The sequence below is a fragment of the Corynebacterium sp. genome, from assembly GCF_030538285.1.
Lineage (GTDB): Bacteria > Actinomycetota > Actinomycetes > Mycobacteriales > Mycobacteriaceae > Corynebacterium.
This window is the reverse complement of record NZ_JAUNUG010000004.1, coordinates 1-16,189: the sequence shown is the minus strand read 5'-3', so window position 1 is coordinate 16,189 and position 16,189 is coordinate 1. Positions and strand designations below refer to the sequence as shown.

The window sequence follows — 16,189 nt, the reverse complement described above, 5'->3', positions numbered from 1 at the left end:
CGCCCCCTTTCAGATAGTCATTGGCCCTCAGCGGAGGGCACGTACAGGGCCCTGCCCGATGTGTTCATCTGATGTCGGGGAAGTACACCAGAGCATCACCTCGGGCAGAGTCCTTACACGTACCCCACCCCACCCTTGAGGAAACTCAAGGTCAGAGCAGTCCGCCGAGGACGTCTTCTGCGTCGGCCGCGGAGAACGCGGCCTCTGTCTCCTGCTGATAAGCGGCCCAGGATTCGGCATCCCAGATCTCGAGAAAATCCACAGATCCGATGACGACACATTCCTTGGTCAGGCCCGCATACTCGCGGTGCCCGGCCGAAAGGGTGATACGCCCGTTCCCGTCGGGACGCTGCTCATCCGCACTGGCAGCCAGATTTCGGATGAAGGCACGCGCCTGAGGGTTGGTGCGGGACACCGCCGCGGCCTTGCGGACGCGCTCAGCGAACTCATCCCGGGGATAGACCGCAAGACTGTGGTCCTGCCCCTTCGTGACCATCAACCCGCCGGCCAGTTCATCGCGGAACTTCGCCGGCAGTGTCAGCCGACCCTTGTCGTCGAGCTTCGGAGTGTAGGTACCGAGAAACATCCCGGGTCCACCTTCCTTGTCTCGACGCCACGGATCTTTTCAGACCTAATTCAGTTCTCACGATGGAACACCTCCACCGCTGCGCCCCACAATACCCCACTTTGCCCCACCGACAACCCCCATTCGCCCCACCATCCCCACCCGGGCCTAAAACATGCAGGTTAACGGGCAAAAAGAAAGTGGGGCCCTGGCCCGGATCGGCGCGTCACAAAACGTAGTAAGCCAGCCACCTTCCTGGACTTTTACCCAACCGGACACCCACGAGGGGGCCAGGGTGGGGAGAAGTGGGGAGTAACGGAGCACCCCAGAATCGCCAACAACCCGCCGCCTGTATCAGGTGACGGGTTGTTCTGGAAAAAGTGAGGGCTAACGCTCCTCGAAGCGGCGGCGGAAGCTCTCCTCCATGCGGCTACCCATGGAAGAGGGATCGGAGTTGCGTTCCTTGGAGGAGCGACGTGGCTTCTGCGGTGCGGAGGCCGACCCGCCACCGCGTAGCATCCACACTCCGGAGCCGAACATCACCAGGAATCCCACCACACTCAGCGCGATGAACCACAGGCTTTGCTGCGCCAGGGCCACACCGCCGACGAGCATGAGAAGGCCGACGACGACCAATGCGATGCCCCGCAGAGTCAGTCCTGGGGTGCCGGAACCGTGGTCGCCGACGACGGACGCCCCGAACTTAGGGTCATCCGCTAGGAGAGACTGCTCAATCTCCCGGAGCATCTTCTGCTCCTGCTCTGAAAGCGACACATTTCCTCCCGGATATCGCTGGGCGTTTTAGCTATCTACTGTTTTAACGCCCAGACTAACGGGATTGTTCCCGGCAATGCCAACCTAAGCCGCAGCCGGGAACCAACCAACCTCCCCCTCCACCTCTGCGAGGAACTCACCGGCAAGGTCAAGTACCCGGCTGACCACTACATGGTCCACATCCAGCTCCAGCCCGGAAGACACCCGGGACCGCAGTCGGGAGTACTGCACGAAGGTGTCCGCCCACCGCTCGCCAGCCTCATCCACCAATCGCAGCTGGTCCCACGCACTAGTGGGACGCCGGCGCCGGGAGGACACCGAAGACATGGCGATGCGCGCGCCCGCGGTGCGTAGCGCCGCCTGGAAAGCCGCCTCCAGCGCGAGGTCCCACCGCCCCGCCGCCCGATGCTCCACCGCCTGCGCAAGTAGGGCCCGCGCCCGGGAGAGGAAGTCGGCCTGCCGCGTGCCTGCGCCCGATCCTGCGAACCTGGTCGTTGCTGAAATGATCTGTGCCATCGGAGCCAACTCCTTTCCACTCGTCTCCGCCTGCGATGCCCTCACTGTAGAACCAGCCTCGAACACCACAACCCAACTATAGAACAGCCATTCGATCACGTCAATACCCTTCCTGCACTTTCTCCCACACACCAGCCCCGACGTTCGAAAGACTCTCCCCTCCGGCATATACCCGGGTAGCACGTTTCTGGTTCAGTGGTGGTGTGACGTTGGAGATCCGCCGGTTGTCCGGACCAGAATTCGCCGTGCTGGCCCCGCAGCTCGTCGACCTCTATATCGAGGCGATGGGCTACGACCCGAGCATTCGCGCAGGTCGGATCAATGTATGGCGTCAAGAGATCATGCAACCCGGGTTCACCGCCCTTGCCGCCCTCGAACAGGACGAGGTCCTCGGTATCGCTTATGGGTATATCGGGGCCCCGGACATGTGGTGGGACCGCCAGGTCCGACGCGGTTTCCGCGAGGCCGGCGGGCCCGACACCCGCCAACTTATGCTCATGCGGGATTATTTTGAGGTCGCGGAGATTCACGTCAGCCCGCATCAGCAGGGCCGCGGTATCGGCCGGCTACTTCTCACCGAATTGTTGTGGCTGGCGCCGGCGGCCTATGCCCTGCTCTCCACCCCCGAGGTCGACGATGAGGCCAACAACGCTTTCGGTCTGTACCGGTCGATGGGCTTTTCCGACGAGTTGCGGCACTTTCACTTCGACGGTGACGGCCGCCCCTTCGCGGTTCTGTCGCTGCCCCTGCCCCTGCCCGGCGCCACCACGGTGAAGTAGTAGCCCTCCCACTGGGTATCGTGGGTAAGCGTGAGCAACCCCCAGATCCCGACTCTCGACCAGATCCCCGCTGCAGCCCGCGCGGAACTCGCCCGGTTCATCGACAGGCGACACAGCCAGGTGGCGGCCATCGGCGCCCCGGTCACCGAGGCGGTCTCCCACCTGGAGTCCTTCGTCCTCGACGGTGGCAAGCGCATCCGCCCGCTCTTTGCCTGGGCCGGTTTCGTCGGCGGGGGCGGCCTGGATTCGGGCGAGGACCCGGCCGCCATGCTCCGCGCCGCGGCGTCGCTGGAGTTCATCCAGGCCTGCGCCCTCATCCACGATGACATTATCGACGCCTCAGACACGCGGCGCGGGAATCCGACGGTGCACCGCAGCGTCGAAAAGCATCACCGCGGGCAGGCCTGGGCGGGTGACTCGGCACACTTCGGTGAGTCAGTCGCCATTCTGGTCGGCGACCTGGCACTGGTGTGGGCAGAAGACATGCTCCAGGACGCGAGATTGTCCGAGGCCGCGCTGCGCCGCTCCCGCGAGCCGTGGCGCGCAATGCGCACGGAAGTCATCGGCGGGCAGCTGTTGGATATCGCCCTGGAGGCCTCCGCCGATGAAAACGTGGAGCTGGCTGACTCCGTGAACCGCTTCAAAACCGCCGCCTACACGATCGAACGCCCCCTCCACCTGGGCGCGGCCATCGCTGGCGCCGACGACGCCACCATCGCCGCCTTCCGCGGTTACGGCCATGACATCGGCATCGCTTTCCAGCTTCGCGACGACCAGCTCGGCGTCTACGGTGACCCCGCCGTGACTGGCAAGCCTGCAGGTGATGATCTGCGGGAAGGCAAGCGCACCGTCCTGCTGGCCACCGCCCTGCAGCGTGCTGACGAGCGCGACCCGGCCGCCGCCGCCGAACTCCGCCGCGGCATCGGCGCCACCTCCGACCCCACAGCCATCGCCCGCCTGGCGCAGATCATCGCCGAGACTGGCGCCGTCGAAGCCATCGAGGAGCGTATCGACGCCCTGACCACCTCCGGTCTCGCCCACCTCGCCGCCGCTGGCACGTCGCCGGAGGTCACCGCCACCCTCACCGACCTGGCCTATCGCGCCACCGCCCGCCGCGCTTAAGACCATGACCATCCGCATCCCCGGCGCGCTCCCCCTCGGCATCATCGGCTCCGTGCTACTACTGCTCGGATCCTTCGGCGGCGGCGCCACCCGCAACCGCGGCGGTGTCCTGGAGGCGCTCAACCTTGATTTCCTCGCCTACGGGCGCGGGGCGGGTATCTCCAACGTGGTCATCTGGTGTGGCATCCTGCTGCTGCTCGCCGGATGGGTCATCCTCGGGCGACGGCACGTGCTGCGGGGGGAGGTGGGCGTCGAGAAGCGGGTACAGAAAGCCCTGTGGGCCTGGACGATTCCGCTCCTCCTGGCCGCCCCGATGCTCTCCCGCGACGTCTACTCCTACCTGATGCAAGGCGCAATGCTGCGCGACGGTTTCGACCCGTACACGCAGGGCGCGGCCGTCAACCCCGGCCCCTTCCTGTTGGAGGTCTCCCACGACTGGCGCAACACCACCACCCCCTACGGCCCACTGCACCTGTGGATCGGCGAAGGGGTCACCCGGCTCGTCGGCGACAACGTCACCGCCGGGGTGTTGGTTTACAAACTGATTTCCGTAGCGGGATTCGTGGCCATCGCCTGGGCGGTACCCCGCATCGCGCGCGAGCTCGGCGGGGATCCTGCCTTCGCCCTGTGGCTGGGTGTGGCCAATCCCGTGATGATCCTCCACATGATCGGCGGCATGCACAACGAATCGGTCATGGTGGGGTTGGTCAGCATCGGCCTACTCGCCTGCCTGCGTAAGCGCTTCGTACTGGGCGTGGCGCTCATCGCCGTCGCAGTCTCCCTCAAAGCGACCGCCGCCATCGCGCTGCCGTTTGTCGTGTGGCTGGCCACCCACCACTACTCCCGTCGCATGCACCGGGTCCTGGCATTCCTGCTCACCGGGTTCATCGGCCTGGTGGAGACCCTCGGGGTGGTCGCCGCCGTGACGTGGCTGTCGGGCTCCTCGTGGGGTTGGCTGTCCGAGATTTCCGGCAACTCGAAGGTGATCAATCCCCTGGCACTGCCCTCCCTGCTCGCCAGTTGGGTGACGTGGGTGGTGCAGGTCTTGGACCCCAGCTTCGAGTACAACCAGGCGCTCGGAGCGCTGCGCAGCATCTCGATGGTGGCCATGCTGGCCGGCCTGGTCGTCGTGTGGTGGCTGTTCCGCCAGAATTCCCGGCGCGCCATCGCAGGAAGCGCCGTGGCCTACCAGGTGGCTTTCGTATTCAACTCAGTGACGCTGCCCTGGTACTACGCCTCGGTGATCACCCTCGTCGGCACGGTGCGCCCGCCCGGCTGGGTGCAGCGCCTGGCTGTCGGCGCCTCCATCGTGGTCACCTTGTCCTTCACAGGATCAGGCAACCACCAGCTCTACAACACGTGGTGGATGGCCGGCGTGTTCGTCCTGGCCTGGGTGCTCACCTCGTGGATGTTCACACCGCCATCGCCTGCGCGCGACGCAGCACCTCACGCGCCAGCTGGCCGTGCAACGCATCCACCGGCCGCCCCGGCAGAGTCTCATCCGCGGTGAACAGGTAGCGCAGGATCTCCTCGTCGGTGTAGCCACCGTCGGAAAGCAAGGTGATCAGTCCGGGCACGAACTTGCCGGTCGAATCCGATCCCTCGTGGAACAGCGCCTCCGGGACGTGGCGCTTGCCGTCGATGACGTAGGCGATGAGTTTATTCGCGCTGAGCAGGTCGTGGACGCGAGTGATCACCACACCGAGACGGTCCGCCGTCTCCGGCAGGGTCAGCATGGGTTCGTCGGCGAGCAAGGTCTCCAGGGGGATGTCATTGTCAATCACGGCGTCCACTCTACCGCCAGCGTTGGCATGTGCACCCGCGAGTGGACCATACTGAACCCATGGCTCAACTGGCAGTGGGAGACCTCCTCGAGGACCGTTACCGCATCGATCACCCGATCGCGCGCGGCGGAATGTCCATGGTCTGGCGCTGCGTGGACCTCCGGCTGGGCCGCGCGGTGGCCGCCAAGGTGCTCGATGAGAAGTACATCGCAGACCCCGTCTTCCGGCAGCGTTTCCGCCGGGAAGCGCGCGCCATGGCCCAGCTCAATCACCCTAACCTGGTCAATGTCTACGACTTCGGTTCCGACGGTGACCACCTGTTCCTCATCATGGAGCTGATCACCGGCGGCACCCTGCGGGAGCTACTCGCTGAACGTGGGCCCATGCCGCCGCATGCCGCCGCCGCGGTGATGCGCTCGGTGCTTACCGGCCTGTCCGTCGCCCACTCCAACGGGCTGGTGCACCGCGACATCAAGCCGGACAATGTGCTCATCAACGCCGATCACCGCGTTAAGCTCGCGGACTTCGGCCTGGTGCGCGCGGCCACCGCTGCGACCACCACCTCCCAGATTGTCGGCACCGCCGCCTACCTGTCCCCCGAACAGGTCGACGGCTCCGACATCACGCCCGCCTCGGATGTCTACTCCGCGGGCATCGTACTGTTCGAGCTCCTCACCGGCGTCACCCCGTTTTCCGGCGACGACGCCCTCGACCACGCTTATGCGCGTCTGCGGGATGATGTTCCCGCCCCGAGTTCGCGTATTTCCGGCGTTCCCCCGCTTATCGACGCCCTCGTCGCCACCGCCACCTCCCGCGATCCGGAGGATCGCTTCACGGATGCCGCCGAGTTCCTGGCCGCGCTTGACGACGTCGCCGGTGAACTGGAACTCCCCGCCTTCACCGTCCCCGTCCCGGAGAACTCCGCAGCCACCCGCGCGGCCGCCGTGCCTACCGACATCACCGACCTGGTCGGCCCGCCCACCATGGTCACGGAGGTCACAGAGCCCTCCCCCACTGAGACCCGCGTCCACGAGGCACTCCAACCAGAACCCCCGGCCCCCGTCCCCGCCCGCCTTCCCGCGGAGGAACCCGCCGAGCCCGCTGACCCGCCCGTGAGCAACCGCTCCAGAGTGGGGCTGGTGGCCTGGCTGGTGGTGGTTGCTCTACTCACCGCCGCCATCGCCGTAGGCGCCTGGTGGTTCGGATCGGGCCGCTACGGCGAAATCCCCCAGGTACTCGGCATGGACCGGGCCACCGCCATCACCTCCGTCGAGGAGGCCGGTTTCCAGCCCGTCACCCAGATCATCTACCACGACGACGTCCCCGCCGATCACAGCGCAGGCACTGAACCCGCTGACGGCGAAAAGACCGTCCGCGGCAACGAGGTAACAGTCCTCGTCTCCCAGGGCCGCCCCACCGTGCCAGAGCCCCACGGCATGGATGTCCTCGCCTACCAGGCCGCAGCCGAGGACCGCACCCTTAAAGTCGCCACCGGAGACCCCGTCTGGTCAGAGGACGTCGCCGAGGGACGCGTCGCCGAAACCGATCCCGCTGCCGGGGAAGCCGTGAAGATCGGCACCACCGTCACCGTGCATCTCTCCCGGGGGCCCGAGCCCATCCAGGTCCCCTCCGTCGTGGGTTCCGACCTGGCGACCGCCGAAGCCCGTCTCGCAGAGCTGGGACTGTCCATCGCCAACATAGAGCGGCGTTTCGACGCCGACGTCCCCGCCAACCAGATCCTCGACATCTCCCCCGATCCCGGCACCACCCTCACCCGCGGCAGCGAAGTCACCCTCGTGGTCAACAGCGGCCTGACCGTCCCTGACGTCGAGGGAATGACCGAGGAACAGGCAACCGCCACCCTCACCGACGCCGGGTTCACCGTCGACGACACCCGCCGCGACCGCAGCGCCGTGGGCGCCAGCCCCTACACCGTGGTCCGCACCAGCCCCTCCGCCGGTGAAACCATCGACCCCGAGGACGCCGAGATCACCCTCACCCTCGCCGGGCGCGTCACCATCCCCAGCGTGGTCGGCATGACCACCGAACAGGCCAGTGAGGCCCTTGAAGCCGTCGGGCTCAAAGCCCGCGGCGGCACCGACGGCGCAGTAGTCACCCGCCAGCGCCCCGAAGCCGGCGACGACGCCCGCATCGACTCCACAGTCCGCCTCACCACCTAGGCACCCCTTCAGCGCAACGCCAGACGCCGCCTCCCCGTGGAGGGGAAGGCGGCGTCGATAAGCGGGGAACTAGTTGCGGAGCATCTCCGCAACCAGGAACGCCAACTCGAGGGACTGCTGGGTGTTCAGGCGCGGGTCGCAGGCGGACTCGTAGCGGCCCGGCAGGTCCACGTCGGTGATGTCCATGGCGCCGCCGAGGCACTCGGTGACATCCTCACCCGTGAGCTCGATGTGGATACCGCCCGGGTGGGTGCCCAGCTGGCGGTGGACCTCGAAGAAGCCCTGGACTTCGTCGATGACCTTGTCGAAGTGGCGGGTCTTGTAGCCGTTGGAGGCGGTGAAGGTGTTGCCGTGCATCGGGTCGGACTGCCAGATGACCTTGTGTCCGGCGGCCTCAACGGCCTCGACGACCGGTGGCAGTGCGGTGCGGACCTTATCGTGGCCCATGCGCGCCACCATGGTCAGACGGCCCGGCTCCTTGTTGGGGTCGAGCTTCGCGGCGTAGGCGACGGCCTCCTCCGGGGTGATGGACGGGCCGATCTTGATGCCGATGGGGTTGGCGATCAGCGCGGCGAAGTTGACGTGGAAGTCCTCGATGCCGCGGGTGCGCTCGCCGATCCACAGTTGGTGGGCGGAGAGGTCGTAGAGGCGGGTCTCGCCGTCCTCGTCCTCGTGGAGACGTAGCATGGCCCGCTCGTAGTCGACGAGCAGGGCCTCATGGGAGCAGAAGATGTCGGAGGTGCGCAGGGAGTCGTCGTGGACTCCGCAGGCGTCCATGAAGCGCAGGCCACGCTCGATCTCCTCGGCGAGGGCCTCGTAGCGGGCGCCGGCCGGGGACTGCGCGACGAACTCGCGGTTCCACTCGTGGACGCGGTTGAGGTCCGCGGTGCCGGAGGAGACGAGGGCGCGCACCAGGTTCATGGCGGCGGAGGAGTTCGCGTAGGCGCGGATCATGCGGGCCGGGTCGTGGCGGCGGGCCTCCGGGGTCGGCTCGACACCGTTGACGATGTCACCGCGGTAGTTCGGTAGGCCGTTCTCGTCGAGGTCCTGGGAACGCGGCTTAGCGTACTGGCCGGCGATACGGGCCAGCTTGACCACGGGGGTGGAGGCGCCGTAGGTGAGGACGACCGCCATCTGCAGCAGCGTCTTGATGTTGGAGCGGATGTGCGGCTCAGTGTTCGACTCGAAGGTCTCGGCGCAGTCACCGCCCTGCATGAGGAAGGCCTTGCCCAGCGCGACGTCAGCAAGCTGCTTCTTCAACTCGGTGACCTCCGGCGCGACCACGGTCGGGGGCACCGACTCGAGGATCTTGCGGACGGTCTCCGCCTGGTTACGGTCCCAGCTGGGCTGCTGCTTCGCCTCGCGGGAAATTACGTCCTCGAACCGCTCCTGCAGGCCGGTGGGAAGCGGCGGCAGGTCGGGGAGAACCTCTTTGGGGATGTCAACAGTCCAACTCATACCCGTATTCATAGCACGGGTGTCTACATCTCGACCCTATTCCCCCGTCCCAGGGGCAACTCGCGGGTGCAGATGCGGAATTTCTCGAGGTTGTGACGGGCGTCGACAAGCGCGTCATGGGAGGAATCCGGGCTCTTCGGTAGACGCGGTTTCCCGGCCATCTCCCAGTACTGCTTGAGCTCACGGGTGTAGCGCGGGATGGCGCGCGGCAGGCCCGCCATATCGCCCCACAGCTGGGCCAGGACGACGTGGTCGTAGGCACCGACCCAGGCCCACAGCTCGACGTCTCCGTCCCGGGAGGTGAGGAACTCGAGTACTTCGGTACGGATGGTTTCGCGGGAACGCCACACGTCGGCCCCGGGGTTGGGCAGTTTGTCCAGGACGTTGTCACGGACCCAGGCGTTGGCCCGGGAGGAATCGAAATCGGTCGACACCGCGTAGTATTCGCGGCCGTCCTCAGCGACGATGCCGATGGAGACCAGTTCGATGGTCTCCCCGTCCTCGATGAACTCGGTGTCGTAGAAGTAGCGCACGTGACCAGACTAACCCGCCCCCCTGACGATACCTGTGACCAGGTGCTCATTAGACTCTCTGCGGTGAACATCCCTCCTGCTACCCGCCGTGTGTTGACGGTCCTGTCTCTGCTCGCTGCGGTCGGTGCTACCCTGCCGTGGCTCATTGATCTGGAGACTGGCTTCCGCTACGCCACTGACCTCGATGTCTACCGCAAGGGGGCACAGGCTTTCCTGGCCGGGGAGAACCTGTACACACAGGATTATGTGGTGGGTAAGGCCGATGACATCGTCCTGCCGTTCACCTATCCCCCGCTGGCGGCGATGTTGTCTATTCCCCTGGCGGTCCTGCCGTACACGGTTGGTCTGGTGTTATGGACGCTGGGTTCCGTGGTATTGCTGTGGTGGTGCATCGGCATCGTCCTGCGCCATGCGGCGCCGCTGCTTATCGACGCCGACCGCCGCACCCTCGCCACCTGGCTTCTTCCTCTAGCGCTGCTGACTGAGTCGGTACGGGAGACCCTCGCATTCGGGCAGATCAACATCGTCCTCATGGCCTTGGTGCTGGCAGACACCCTGACCCGCCGCACGAGGCTGCCCCGTGGTGTGCTCATCGGTTTCGCCGCCGCCATCAAACTCACCCCGGCGGTGTTCATCCTCGTCTTCCTGGTCCGGCGCCGCTGGCGCGACGCGGCCGTGACGTTTGTCTCCGGGGTAGGTTTCACACTGCTGGCCGCCCTGCTCAGCTGGGGGAACTCGTGGACATACTGGTTTGGCACCCTGGCGGACACCGGGCGCATCGGCGGGGAGGCTTATGCCTCCAACCAGTCGATCCGCGGTGTGCTCACCCGCCTGGCCGAACCCGGAGAGCGGGCCGATTCCCTGCTGTGGCTGGGCCTGATTCTCGTGGCGCTGGGCCTGATCGTGTGGGCCATGTGGCGGGCTGAGACGATGCTGGCCACCGTGCTGCTGGCGTCGACCGTGGCGCTGGTGTGCTCCCCCATCTCCTGGTCCCACCACTGGGTGTGGTTGGTTCCCATCGCGATCACGCTGCTGGCCGGCGGCTACCGCGTCCTCGGGGCTGTGGTCGCAGCGGCAGCGTTTATCGCCCCGCACTGGACCCTCCCGCATTCGCACGGCGCCGAACACGACTGGGCCTGGTGGGCCCAGATCATCGGCACGAGCTATCTCGTGGTGACACTCGTGGTGGTCGTCGCGGCGACGATCTCGCCGCGGGTGCTGGCGGGACGTCGATAAGCACCCTCCACCAGCGGGGGCATGATCGACCACCGCAAGTACGGGACGCGGGTGATCAACCACAGACCATAGGAGCCGATCGCGGAAATGAGCAGACCGGCGACCATCCACAGCGCGGTGTCATGGAGCATGTTCTCCGCACCGCGGGCAATCGGCAGCTGCCACTCGCGCATGTTGTAGTGGTACAGCACCGTCAGGGCGATGGGATGGCCCAGGTAAATGACCAGGGTGTGGCGGCCGAGGAAGGCCAGCACATCGGCCACGATTGGGGTCCGGCCCAGCAGCACCGCCACCAACACCGCCATCGGCAGCATGAGCAACTGCACCACGGAGTTGACCAGCAGACGCAGATCGATGTAGCCGACGGTCTCGGCGAAAGGCAGGGGCCAGGGCAATAACACATCATTCACGGTGTTCCACCACGCCCACACGGCCGCCACGGTGAAACCGGCGGCATACAGGATCGTCGCGCGGGTGAGGTGACGCAGGCTGGTCGCCGTCTCCGCGAAATGCCGGATGTGCCGGCGGAAATGCGCACCCAGCAGGAAAGCCGGCAGGTACAACACCGCCTTGCCGATCATGTGCTGATCAGTGTGCAAAGGCAGGATGAGCAACGGTGCGAAACCCACGAGAATCCCCGCCCACCAGGGCAGTTTCCGGGTGGCCCACAGCACGATGTTGAACAGTACGAGGGCATAGAGGAACCAGTACATGTTCCGGCCCTCAATAATGTGCGCGAGATAGGTACCCAGCCCCGGCATCTCTTTGCCGTCAAAAATCTGCCACTCGCGGAATTTGAACCACAGTTCGATGGGCACCCACAGCAGATATGGCACCAGGAAAAACCACAGGCGACGCAGGAACAGCTGCCGGAATGTGAAACCGAACACCTTCGCGGAGAAGAACCCGCTCACCATGAAGAACAGGGGCATGCGCAGGGGGTCGAGGATGCGGTTGATGTTCGCCGCCACCGTCTCCATACCCTCGGGTACGGCGAGACTGACATGCAGCAGAACAACTCCGATAATCGACAGGCCCTTGGCCACATCTGGCCAGCGCATGCGGGCTTTCGGCGCAGAGATGACAGGTGCTGACACGTGCCTCACCTCATCCCGTTCGCGCAGCGGTTTTTAACCCAGCGCTCGATTATATAGGTGACCTGGCAATTAACCAAGGGTTGGCTCTGCGCCGGCAGGCCAACCGCGGCCTGCAGTCAGGGAATCCTTCACCTCGGAGGCATACATATCCACGTAGGGCTCACCCGACAGCTCAGTGAGCACCGCCATGACGTGGTCGGTGAGCGGGCGCGCGGCATCGCGGGAATCCGGGTCGATGCCCAGGGACTCGACATAGGCGCGGCCGTCGATGGCCTCGCCGACGTTCATACGCACCTTCGCCGGCCGCGGGATCCACGTGCCGATCGGGTTGGCGTCACGCGAACCGATCATGGCGACAGGCACGATCGGGGCATCAGTGGCCAGGGCGATGCGCGCCATGCCGGTGCGCCCCTTATAGATCCGCCCATCCGGGGAGCGGGTGCCTTCCGGGTAGATGCCCAGCACATCGCCGCGGCCGAGCACGGTGCGGGCGGCGTTGAGGGTAGCGTCACCGGCGTTCGCGGAACCACGGTCCACCGGGATCTGACCGATGGAGGTGAAGAACCACTTCTGCAGGCGCCCCTTCAGGCCGGGGGCGGTGAAGTACTCGGATTTCGCCGGGAAGGTGATCCGACGCGGGCTCATGAGCGGGAAGAAGAATGAGTCCATGACGGCCTGGTGGGTGGAGGCGACGATGGCCGCGCCCTCCGCCGGAATGTGCTCCACACCCTCAATGACCGGCCGGTTCCACACGCGGAGGAAGGGACCGATGAGGACGTTCTTGTACAGCCAGTACCACTTTTTTTCCATCGCTCATTCCCCTTGCGTCTCGGTGCGGGCTAAATCTGCCACGCCGATCATACCCGCGTCGGCCCCCAGCTTTGCGGTTCCCACGACCGGCAACGGGCGATGCCCGGCACCCACCACACGCTGCCCCAGCGTGGCGCAGGCGGCGGGCAGGAAGAGATCAGCGTCGGCGACCACTCCCCCACCGAGGACGATGAGCTCCGGGTCAAGCACGTCCGTGACCATCGCCAGGCCCTGGCCCAGCCAGCGGGCAAAATCATCAAGTACCGCTCGCGCCCGCTCATCGCCGGAGCGGGCCAGGGACATGATCGCCTGGCCGCTGAGCCCCGCGGGCAAACCATTTTCGAAGGCCGTGTCTGCCAGGGCGGTGCCGGAGGCGTAGCGCTCGAGGCAACCGGCTTTCCCGCACGAGCACACGCGCCCCCCGGGGACGACGGTGAGATGCCCGAATTCCGGGGCGGTGCCGTGCGCCCCACGGAAAAGCTGTCCGTTGATCATGAGCGCCGCGCCGATGCCGGTGCCGACCGCGAAAAACACCCACGTATCGGCATCGCGGGCGGAGCCGAAACGGTATTCACCCCAGGCGGCGGAGTTGGCGTCATGTTCCAGGACCACCGGCAGTCCCAGTCGCTGCGAGAGATCCCGACGGACCGGGGCGTCGCGCCACGGCAGGTGCGGGGCGAAGCGGACGATCTCACGCTCGGAGTCAAGAAATCCGGCGACCGCCAGGCCAACCGCGTCGATGTCATGGGTGGTGCACAGGTCAGCGAGCATCCCGGCGATGGTGTCGTCCAACTCGTGGACGGTTCCTGGGGTGGGCACCGCCCGGCGATCCAGGACGTGACCCGCCGCGTCGACCACGGCCGCGCGGCATTGTGTACCGCCGATATCGAAACCCACCGTATTCATTTAAAGAAGTATATCCCTTAGCCGTTGGCCCATGAGGTCCCAGGACCACTCGCCGACCGCGTATCGACGCCCCGCCTCCCCCATGTCGGCGGCTTGCTGCGGGTCGTCGAGAAGCGTGAGCAACGCGGCGGTGAGATCGTCGAGGTCCCGGCCGTCGACGACGATGCCCGTCTCCGCGGTGACGGTCTCCGGTGCGCCACCCGAATCGCCGGCGATAACGGGCACCCCACATGCCTGCGCCTCCAGGTAGACGATGCCAAGGCCCTCCACGTCAAGCCCACCGCCGCGAGTGCGGGCGGGCATGGCGAAGACATCGGCCGAGGCGAGACGGTCCCGCAGTTCGGTGGTGGGTAGCGGGCCGGTGAAGACGACGGCGTCGGCAAGCGGGGCCGCCAACTTACGCAAACGCCGCTCATAGGAACCTGAACCGACGATGATCAGGCGGGCCTCCGGGTGATGTTGCAGAACGCGCGGCCAGGCCTGGATGAGCATGTCCTGGCCTTTGCGTGGCACCAACCGCGAAATGCAGATGACGGTGGGCGGGCCGGCGGGGCGCGGGACGGGACGGAACCACTCGACATCAACGCCGGAGGGCAGATGGCAAAACTCAGGCCCGGGGCCGAAAGCGCGACGGATCCGCCGGAGCGTGTAATCCGAGATATAGGTGATGATGTCGGCGTGATCCCCGATACGCCGCAGTGCCTGCCGCGCGCCCGGCAGCATGGACCAGCCCACTTCATGGCCATGGGTGCTGGCGATGATGCGGGTGGCACCCGCCTCCCGCGCCACCCGGGCCATCAGCGCCAGGGGGGCGGCTGCCCCGAACCACACGGTGTTGACATCCAGCTCCCGGATGATCTGCCCCATCGCCGCCGCGGTCGTCGGCGTGGGCAGCATGACGTGGCGCGGCCAACGGATGACACGGTAGGGGGCCTGAGCATCGAACTCGGCGGCAGCCACAGCGTCCTGGGTGGAGGCGAACACCACGACCTCCTCCGGGTCGAGCACCGCCAGGAAATCGCGCAGATACGACTGAATCCCCCCGACCGTCGGAGGGAAGTCATTGGTGACCAGCAGGGTCCGGGACATGAGTCCGAATCGTACTAGTAGCGGACCGCGCCCGCCCACGGCATGGAGTCCACGGAGACCACCTGCACCGGAATGCCGTAATCAGAGGCGTGCACCAGCTGGCCGTTACCGATGTACATTCCTACGTGCGTCACGCCCGGGTAGTAGCCGACGATGTCACCCGGCTGCAGCTCAGCGCGCGACACCGGGGTGCCACCCGCCAGCTGCGCCTGCGAGGTGCGCGGAATGCTCTTGCCCTGCTGCTGGTAGGCCCACACCATCAGGCCCGAGCAGTCGAACTGGTTCGGGCCGGTGGCGCCCCAGCCATACGGGGAGCCGAGCTTGCTCAGCGCGGCCCCCACAGCCCCGTCACCGGTCAACGAGATCGGCGCCAGCGGATTGTTCTTGTTCTCCCACAGGGCACGCGCCGCGGGATCGAGGGTGGCGACCTGCTCCTCAATCGCCCGGATCTGCGACTGCAGTTCCTCCTGCTCCAGGGCGAGCAGCTGGTGCTGCTTCTCCAGTTGGGACTGCTTGAAGTTGGCCTCGGCCACCTTGCGGGAGGCATCGTTGTGGGCACGTCCAGCGTCGGCGGTCGCTTCCGCGAGCTTATCGACGGCCCGTTCAGTGTTCCGCGTCAGCGTCGCCAGGTAGGCGGTGCGGTCGATGGCATTCTGCGGGTTGGCAGCGGCGATCGCGTTGGTGACGGGGTCGACCATGAGGGCACGGTACTTCGCGCCAGCGAGATCGTTGACCTCCAGCTGGAAGGCGCGCTGGTCTGCGCGGGCCCGCTCGGCCCTGTCTCGTGCCTGATCGGCCTCAGACTTCAGCTCATCAATGCGGCCCTGGCCAACCTCGATGTCCAGTTCCAGCTGTTTAACTTCCTCGCTCTTGGCGGTGGCCTCGTGGGAGACCTCCTCCATGGAGGCGATGAGCTCTTCCACATCAACGGCCACGGCCTGCGGCGCGAGGATTGTGGAACCGACAAAGGCCGCGCCGAGCACGCTGGCGGCGGTGATACGGAGGGAGCGGGTCACACCAGGAAGAAAACGCAAGGTCACTCTTTCGCGAAAAAAACGGTGGCCGGAGTATAGCCACCGACAACTATAGACCCTTAACAACAACTGAGTAAACATCCTGGACACCATTAGTGACCATTGTGACTACTGTGGTTTGAGCAGGCGGAAAAACTGCAAAAGCCCACCCAGTATGGGATGGGCTTTCGGCGGCAGTTGCTTAGAAGCGGACTGCAGAGTGGATCGGCTGGAAGTGCAGCGGACGCTCGCCGACCGGGGTGCCGGAGTTCAGGGCGTCGATGATCATGCCGTTGCCGACGTAGATGCCGACGTGGGAGGCGCCAC

At 65.9% G+C, this 16,189-nt stretch carries 16 protein-coding genes and 1 pseudogene; 5 read left to right on the top strand and 12 right to left on the bottom strand.

From position 1 onward, the window contains the following. Positions 1–151: 151 nt before the first annotated feature. From mraZ to Q4G50_RS02295, 3 genes are all read right to left on the bottom strand, one after another. Positions 152–586, bottom strand: a complete 435-nt coding sequence (gene mraZ, locus Q4G50_RS02305; RefSeq protein WP_303376027.1) for a division/cell wall cluster transcriptional repressor MraZ — start codon at positions 584–586, stop codon at positions 152–154. Positions 587–952: 366 nt separating this feature from the next. Continuing rightward, on the bottom strand, positions 953–1,339 hold the full coding sequence (locus Q4G50_RS02300; protein WP_303376026.1) for a DUF3040 domain-containing protein: 387 nt from the start codon (positions 1,337–1,339) through the stop codon (positions 953–955). Between the two features lie 84 nt (positions 1,340–1,423). After that, positions 1,424–1,855 carry an SAV_6107 family HEPN domain-containing protein gene (locus Q4G50_RS02295; RefSeq protein WP_303376025.1) on the bottom strand — a complete coding sequence of 144 codons (432 nt, stop codon included), beginning with the start codon at positions 1,853–1,855 and terminating at the stop codon, positions 1,424–1,426. A 203-nt stretch (positions 1,856–2,058) separates the two neighbouring features. Here Q4G50_RS02295 and Q4G50_RS02290 point away from each other — a divergent pair, with 203 nt between their 5' ends. The 3 genes from Q4G50_RS02290 to Q4G50_RS02280 are packed head-to-tail and all read left to right on the top strand — an operon-like array spanning position 2,059 to position 5,266. After that, the gene (locus tag Q4G50_RS02290) at positions 2,059–2,634 is read left to right on the top strand and encodes a GNAT family N-acetyltransferase (RefSeq protein WP_303376024.1); all 576 of its coding nucleotides are present in this window, start codon (positions 2,059–2,061) and stop codon (positions 2,632–2,634) included. Between the two features lie 30 nt (positions 2,635–2,664). After that, a complete protein-coding gene (locus Q4G50_RS02285) occupies positions 2,665–3,756 on the top strand; it encodes a polyprenyl synthetase family protein (RefSeq protein WP_303376023.1) in 1,092 nt (363 codons plus the stop codon). A 4-nt stretch (positions 3,757–3,760) separates the two neighbouring features. Then, positions 3,761–5,266 (top strand): alpha-(1->6)-mannopyranosyltransferase A, encoded by a 1,506-nt coding sequence (locus Q4G50_RS02280; RefSeq protein ID WP_303376022.1) that lies wholly within the window; start codon positions 3,761–3,763, stop codon positions 5,264–5,266. On the opposite strand, the gene Q4G50_RS02275 is transcribed toward Q4G50_RS02280, so the two are convergent. Continuing rightward, positions 5,169–5,537, bottom strand: a complete 369-nt coding sequence (locus tag Q4G50_RS02275) for an Rv2175c family DNA-binding protein (RefSeq protein ID WP_368660621.1) — start codon at positions 5,535–5,537, stop codon at positions 5,169–5,171. The two genes, Q4G50_RS02280 and Q4G50_RS02275, sit on opposite strands and share 98 nt — an antisense overlap. A 62-nt stretch (positions 5,538–5,599) precedes the next feature. Between Q4G50_RS02275 and pknB the strand changes: the two genes are divergently transcribed. Next, complete coding sequence (gene pknB / locus Q4G50_RS02270) at positions 5,600–7,720, top strand: Stk1 family PASTA domain-containing Ser/Thr kinase (RefSeq protein ID WP_303376021.1); 2,121 nt, start codon at positions 5,600–5,602, stop codon at positions 7,718–7,720. Between the two features lie 69 nt (positions 7,721–7,789). On the opposite strand, the gene Q4G50_RS02265 is transcribed toward pknB, so the two are convergent. After that, positions 7,790–9,178, bottom strand: coding sequence for a class II 3-deoxy-7-phosphoheptulonate synthase (locus Q4G50_RS02265; RefSeq protein ID WP_303376020.1), 1,389 nt, complete (start codon positions 9,176–9,178; stop codon positions 7,790–7,792). A 23-nt stretch (positions 9,179–9,201) separates the two neighbouring features. Then, positions 9,202–9,711 carry a polyadenylate-specific 3'-exoribonuclease AS gene (locus Q4G50_RS02260; protein WP_303376019.1) on the bottom strand — a complete coding sequence of 170 codons (510 nt, stop codon included), beginning with the start codon at positions 9,709–9,711 and terminating at the stop codon, positions 9,202–9,204. Positions 9,712–9,774: 63 nt separating this feature from the next. Here Q4G50_RS02260 and Q4G50_RS02255 point away from each other — a divergent pair, with 63 nt between their 5' ends. After that, positions 9,775–10,947, top strand: coding sequence for a glycosyltransferase 87 family protein (locus Q4G50_RS02255; protein WP_303376018.1), 1,173 nt, complete (start codon positions 9,775–9,777; stop codon positions 10,945–10,947). Here the strand turns inward: Q4G50_RS02255 and Q4G50_RS02250 are convergent. From Q4G50_RS02250 to Q4G50_RS02225, 6 genes and pseudogenes are all read right to left on the bottom strand, one after another. After that, the gene (locus tag Q4G50_RS02250) at positions 10,875–12,044 is read right to left on the bottom strand and encodes an acyltransferase family protein (protein WP_303376017.1); all 1,170 of its coding nucleotides are present in this window, start codon (positions 12,042–12,044) and stop codon (positions 10,875–10,877) included. The genes Q4G50_RS02255 and Q4G50_RS02250 overlap by 73 nt on opposite strands. A gap of 69 nt (positions 12,045–12,113) precedes the next feature. After that, positions 12,114–12,854 (bottom strand): 1-acyl-sn-glycerol-3-phosphate acyltransferase, encoded by a 741-nt coding sequence (locus Q4G50_RS02245; protein WP_303376016.1) that lies wholly within the window; start codon positions 12,852–12,854, stop codon positions 12,114–12,116. Positions 12,855–12,857: 3 nt separating this feature from the next. Then, entirely contained in the window at positions 12,858–13,760 is a 903-nt protein-coding gene (locus Q4G50_RS02240; protein ID WP_303376015.1) for an ROK family protein, read from the bottom strand. Continuing rightward, on the bottom strand, positions 13,761–14,849 hold the full coding sequence (locus Q4G50_RS02235; protein WP_303376014.1) for a glycosyltransferase family 4 protein: 1,089 nt from the start codon (positions 14,847–14,849) through the stop codon (positions 13,761–13,763). 14 nt (positions 14,850–14,863) lie between these two features. Then, on the bottom strand, positions 14,864–15,883 hold the full coding sequence (locus tag Q4G50_RS02230; RefSeq protein ID WP_368660620.1) for an NlpC/P60 family protein: 1,020 nt from the start codon (positions 15,881–15,883) through the stop codon (positions 14,864–14,866). 181 nt (positions 15,884–16,064) lie between these two features. Continuing rightward, a pseudogene (locus Q4G50_RS02225) lies at positions 16,065–16,189 on the bottom strand (endopeptidase); the annotation flags it as partial.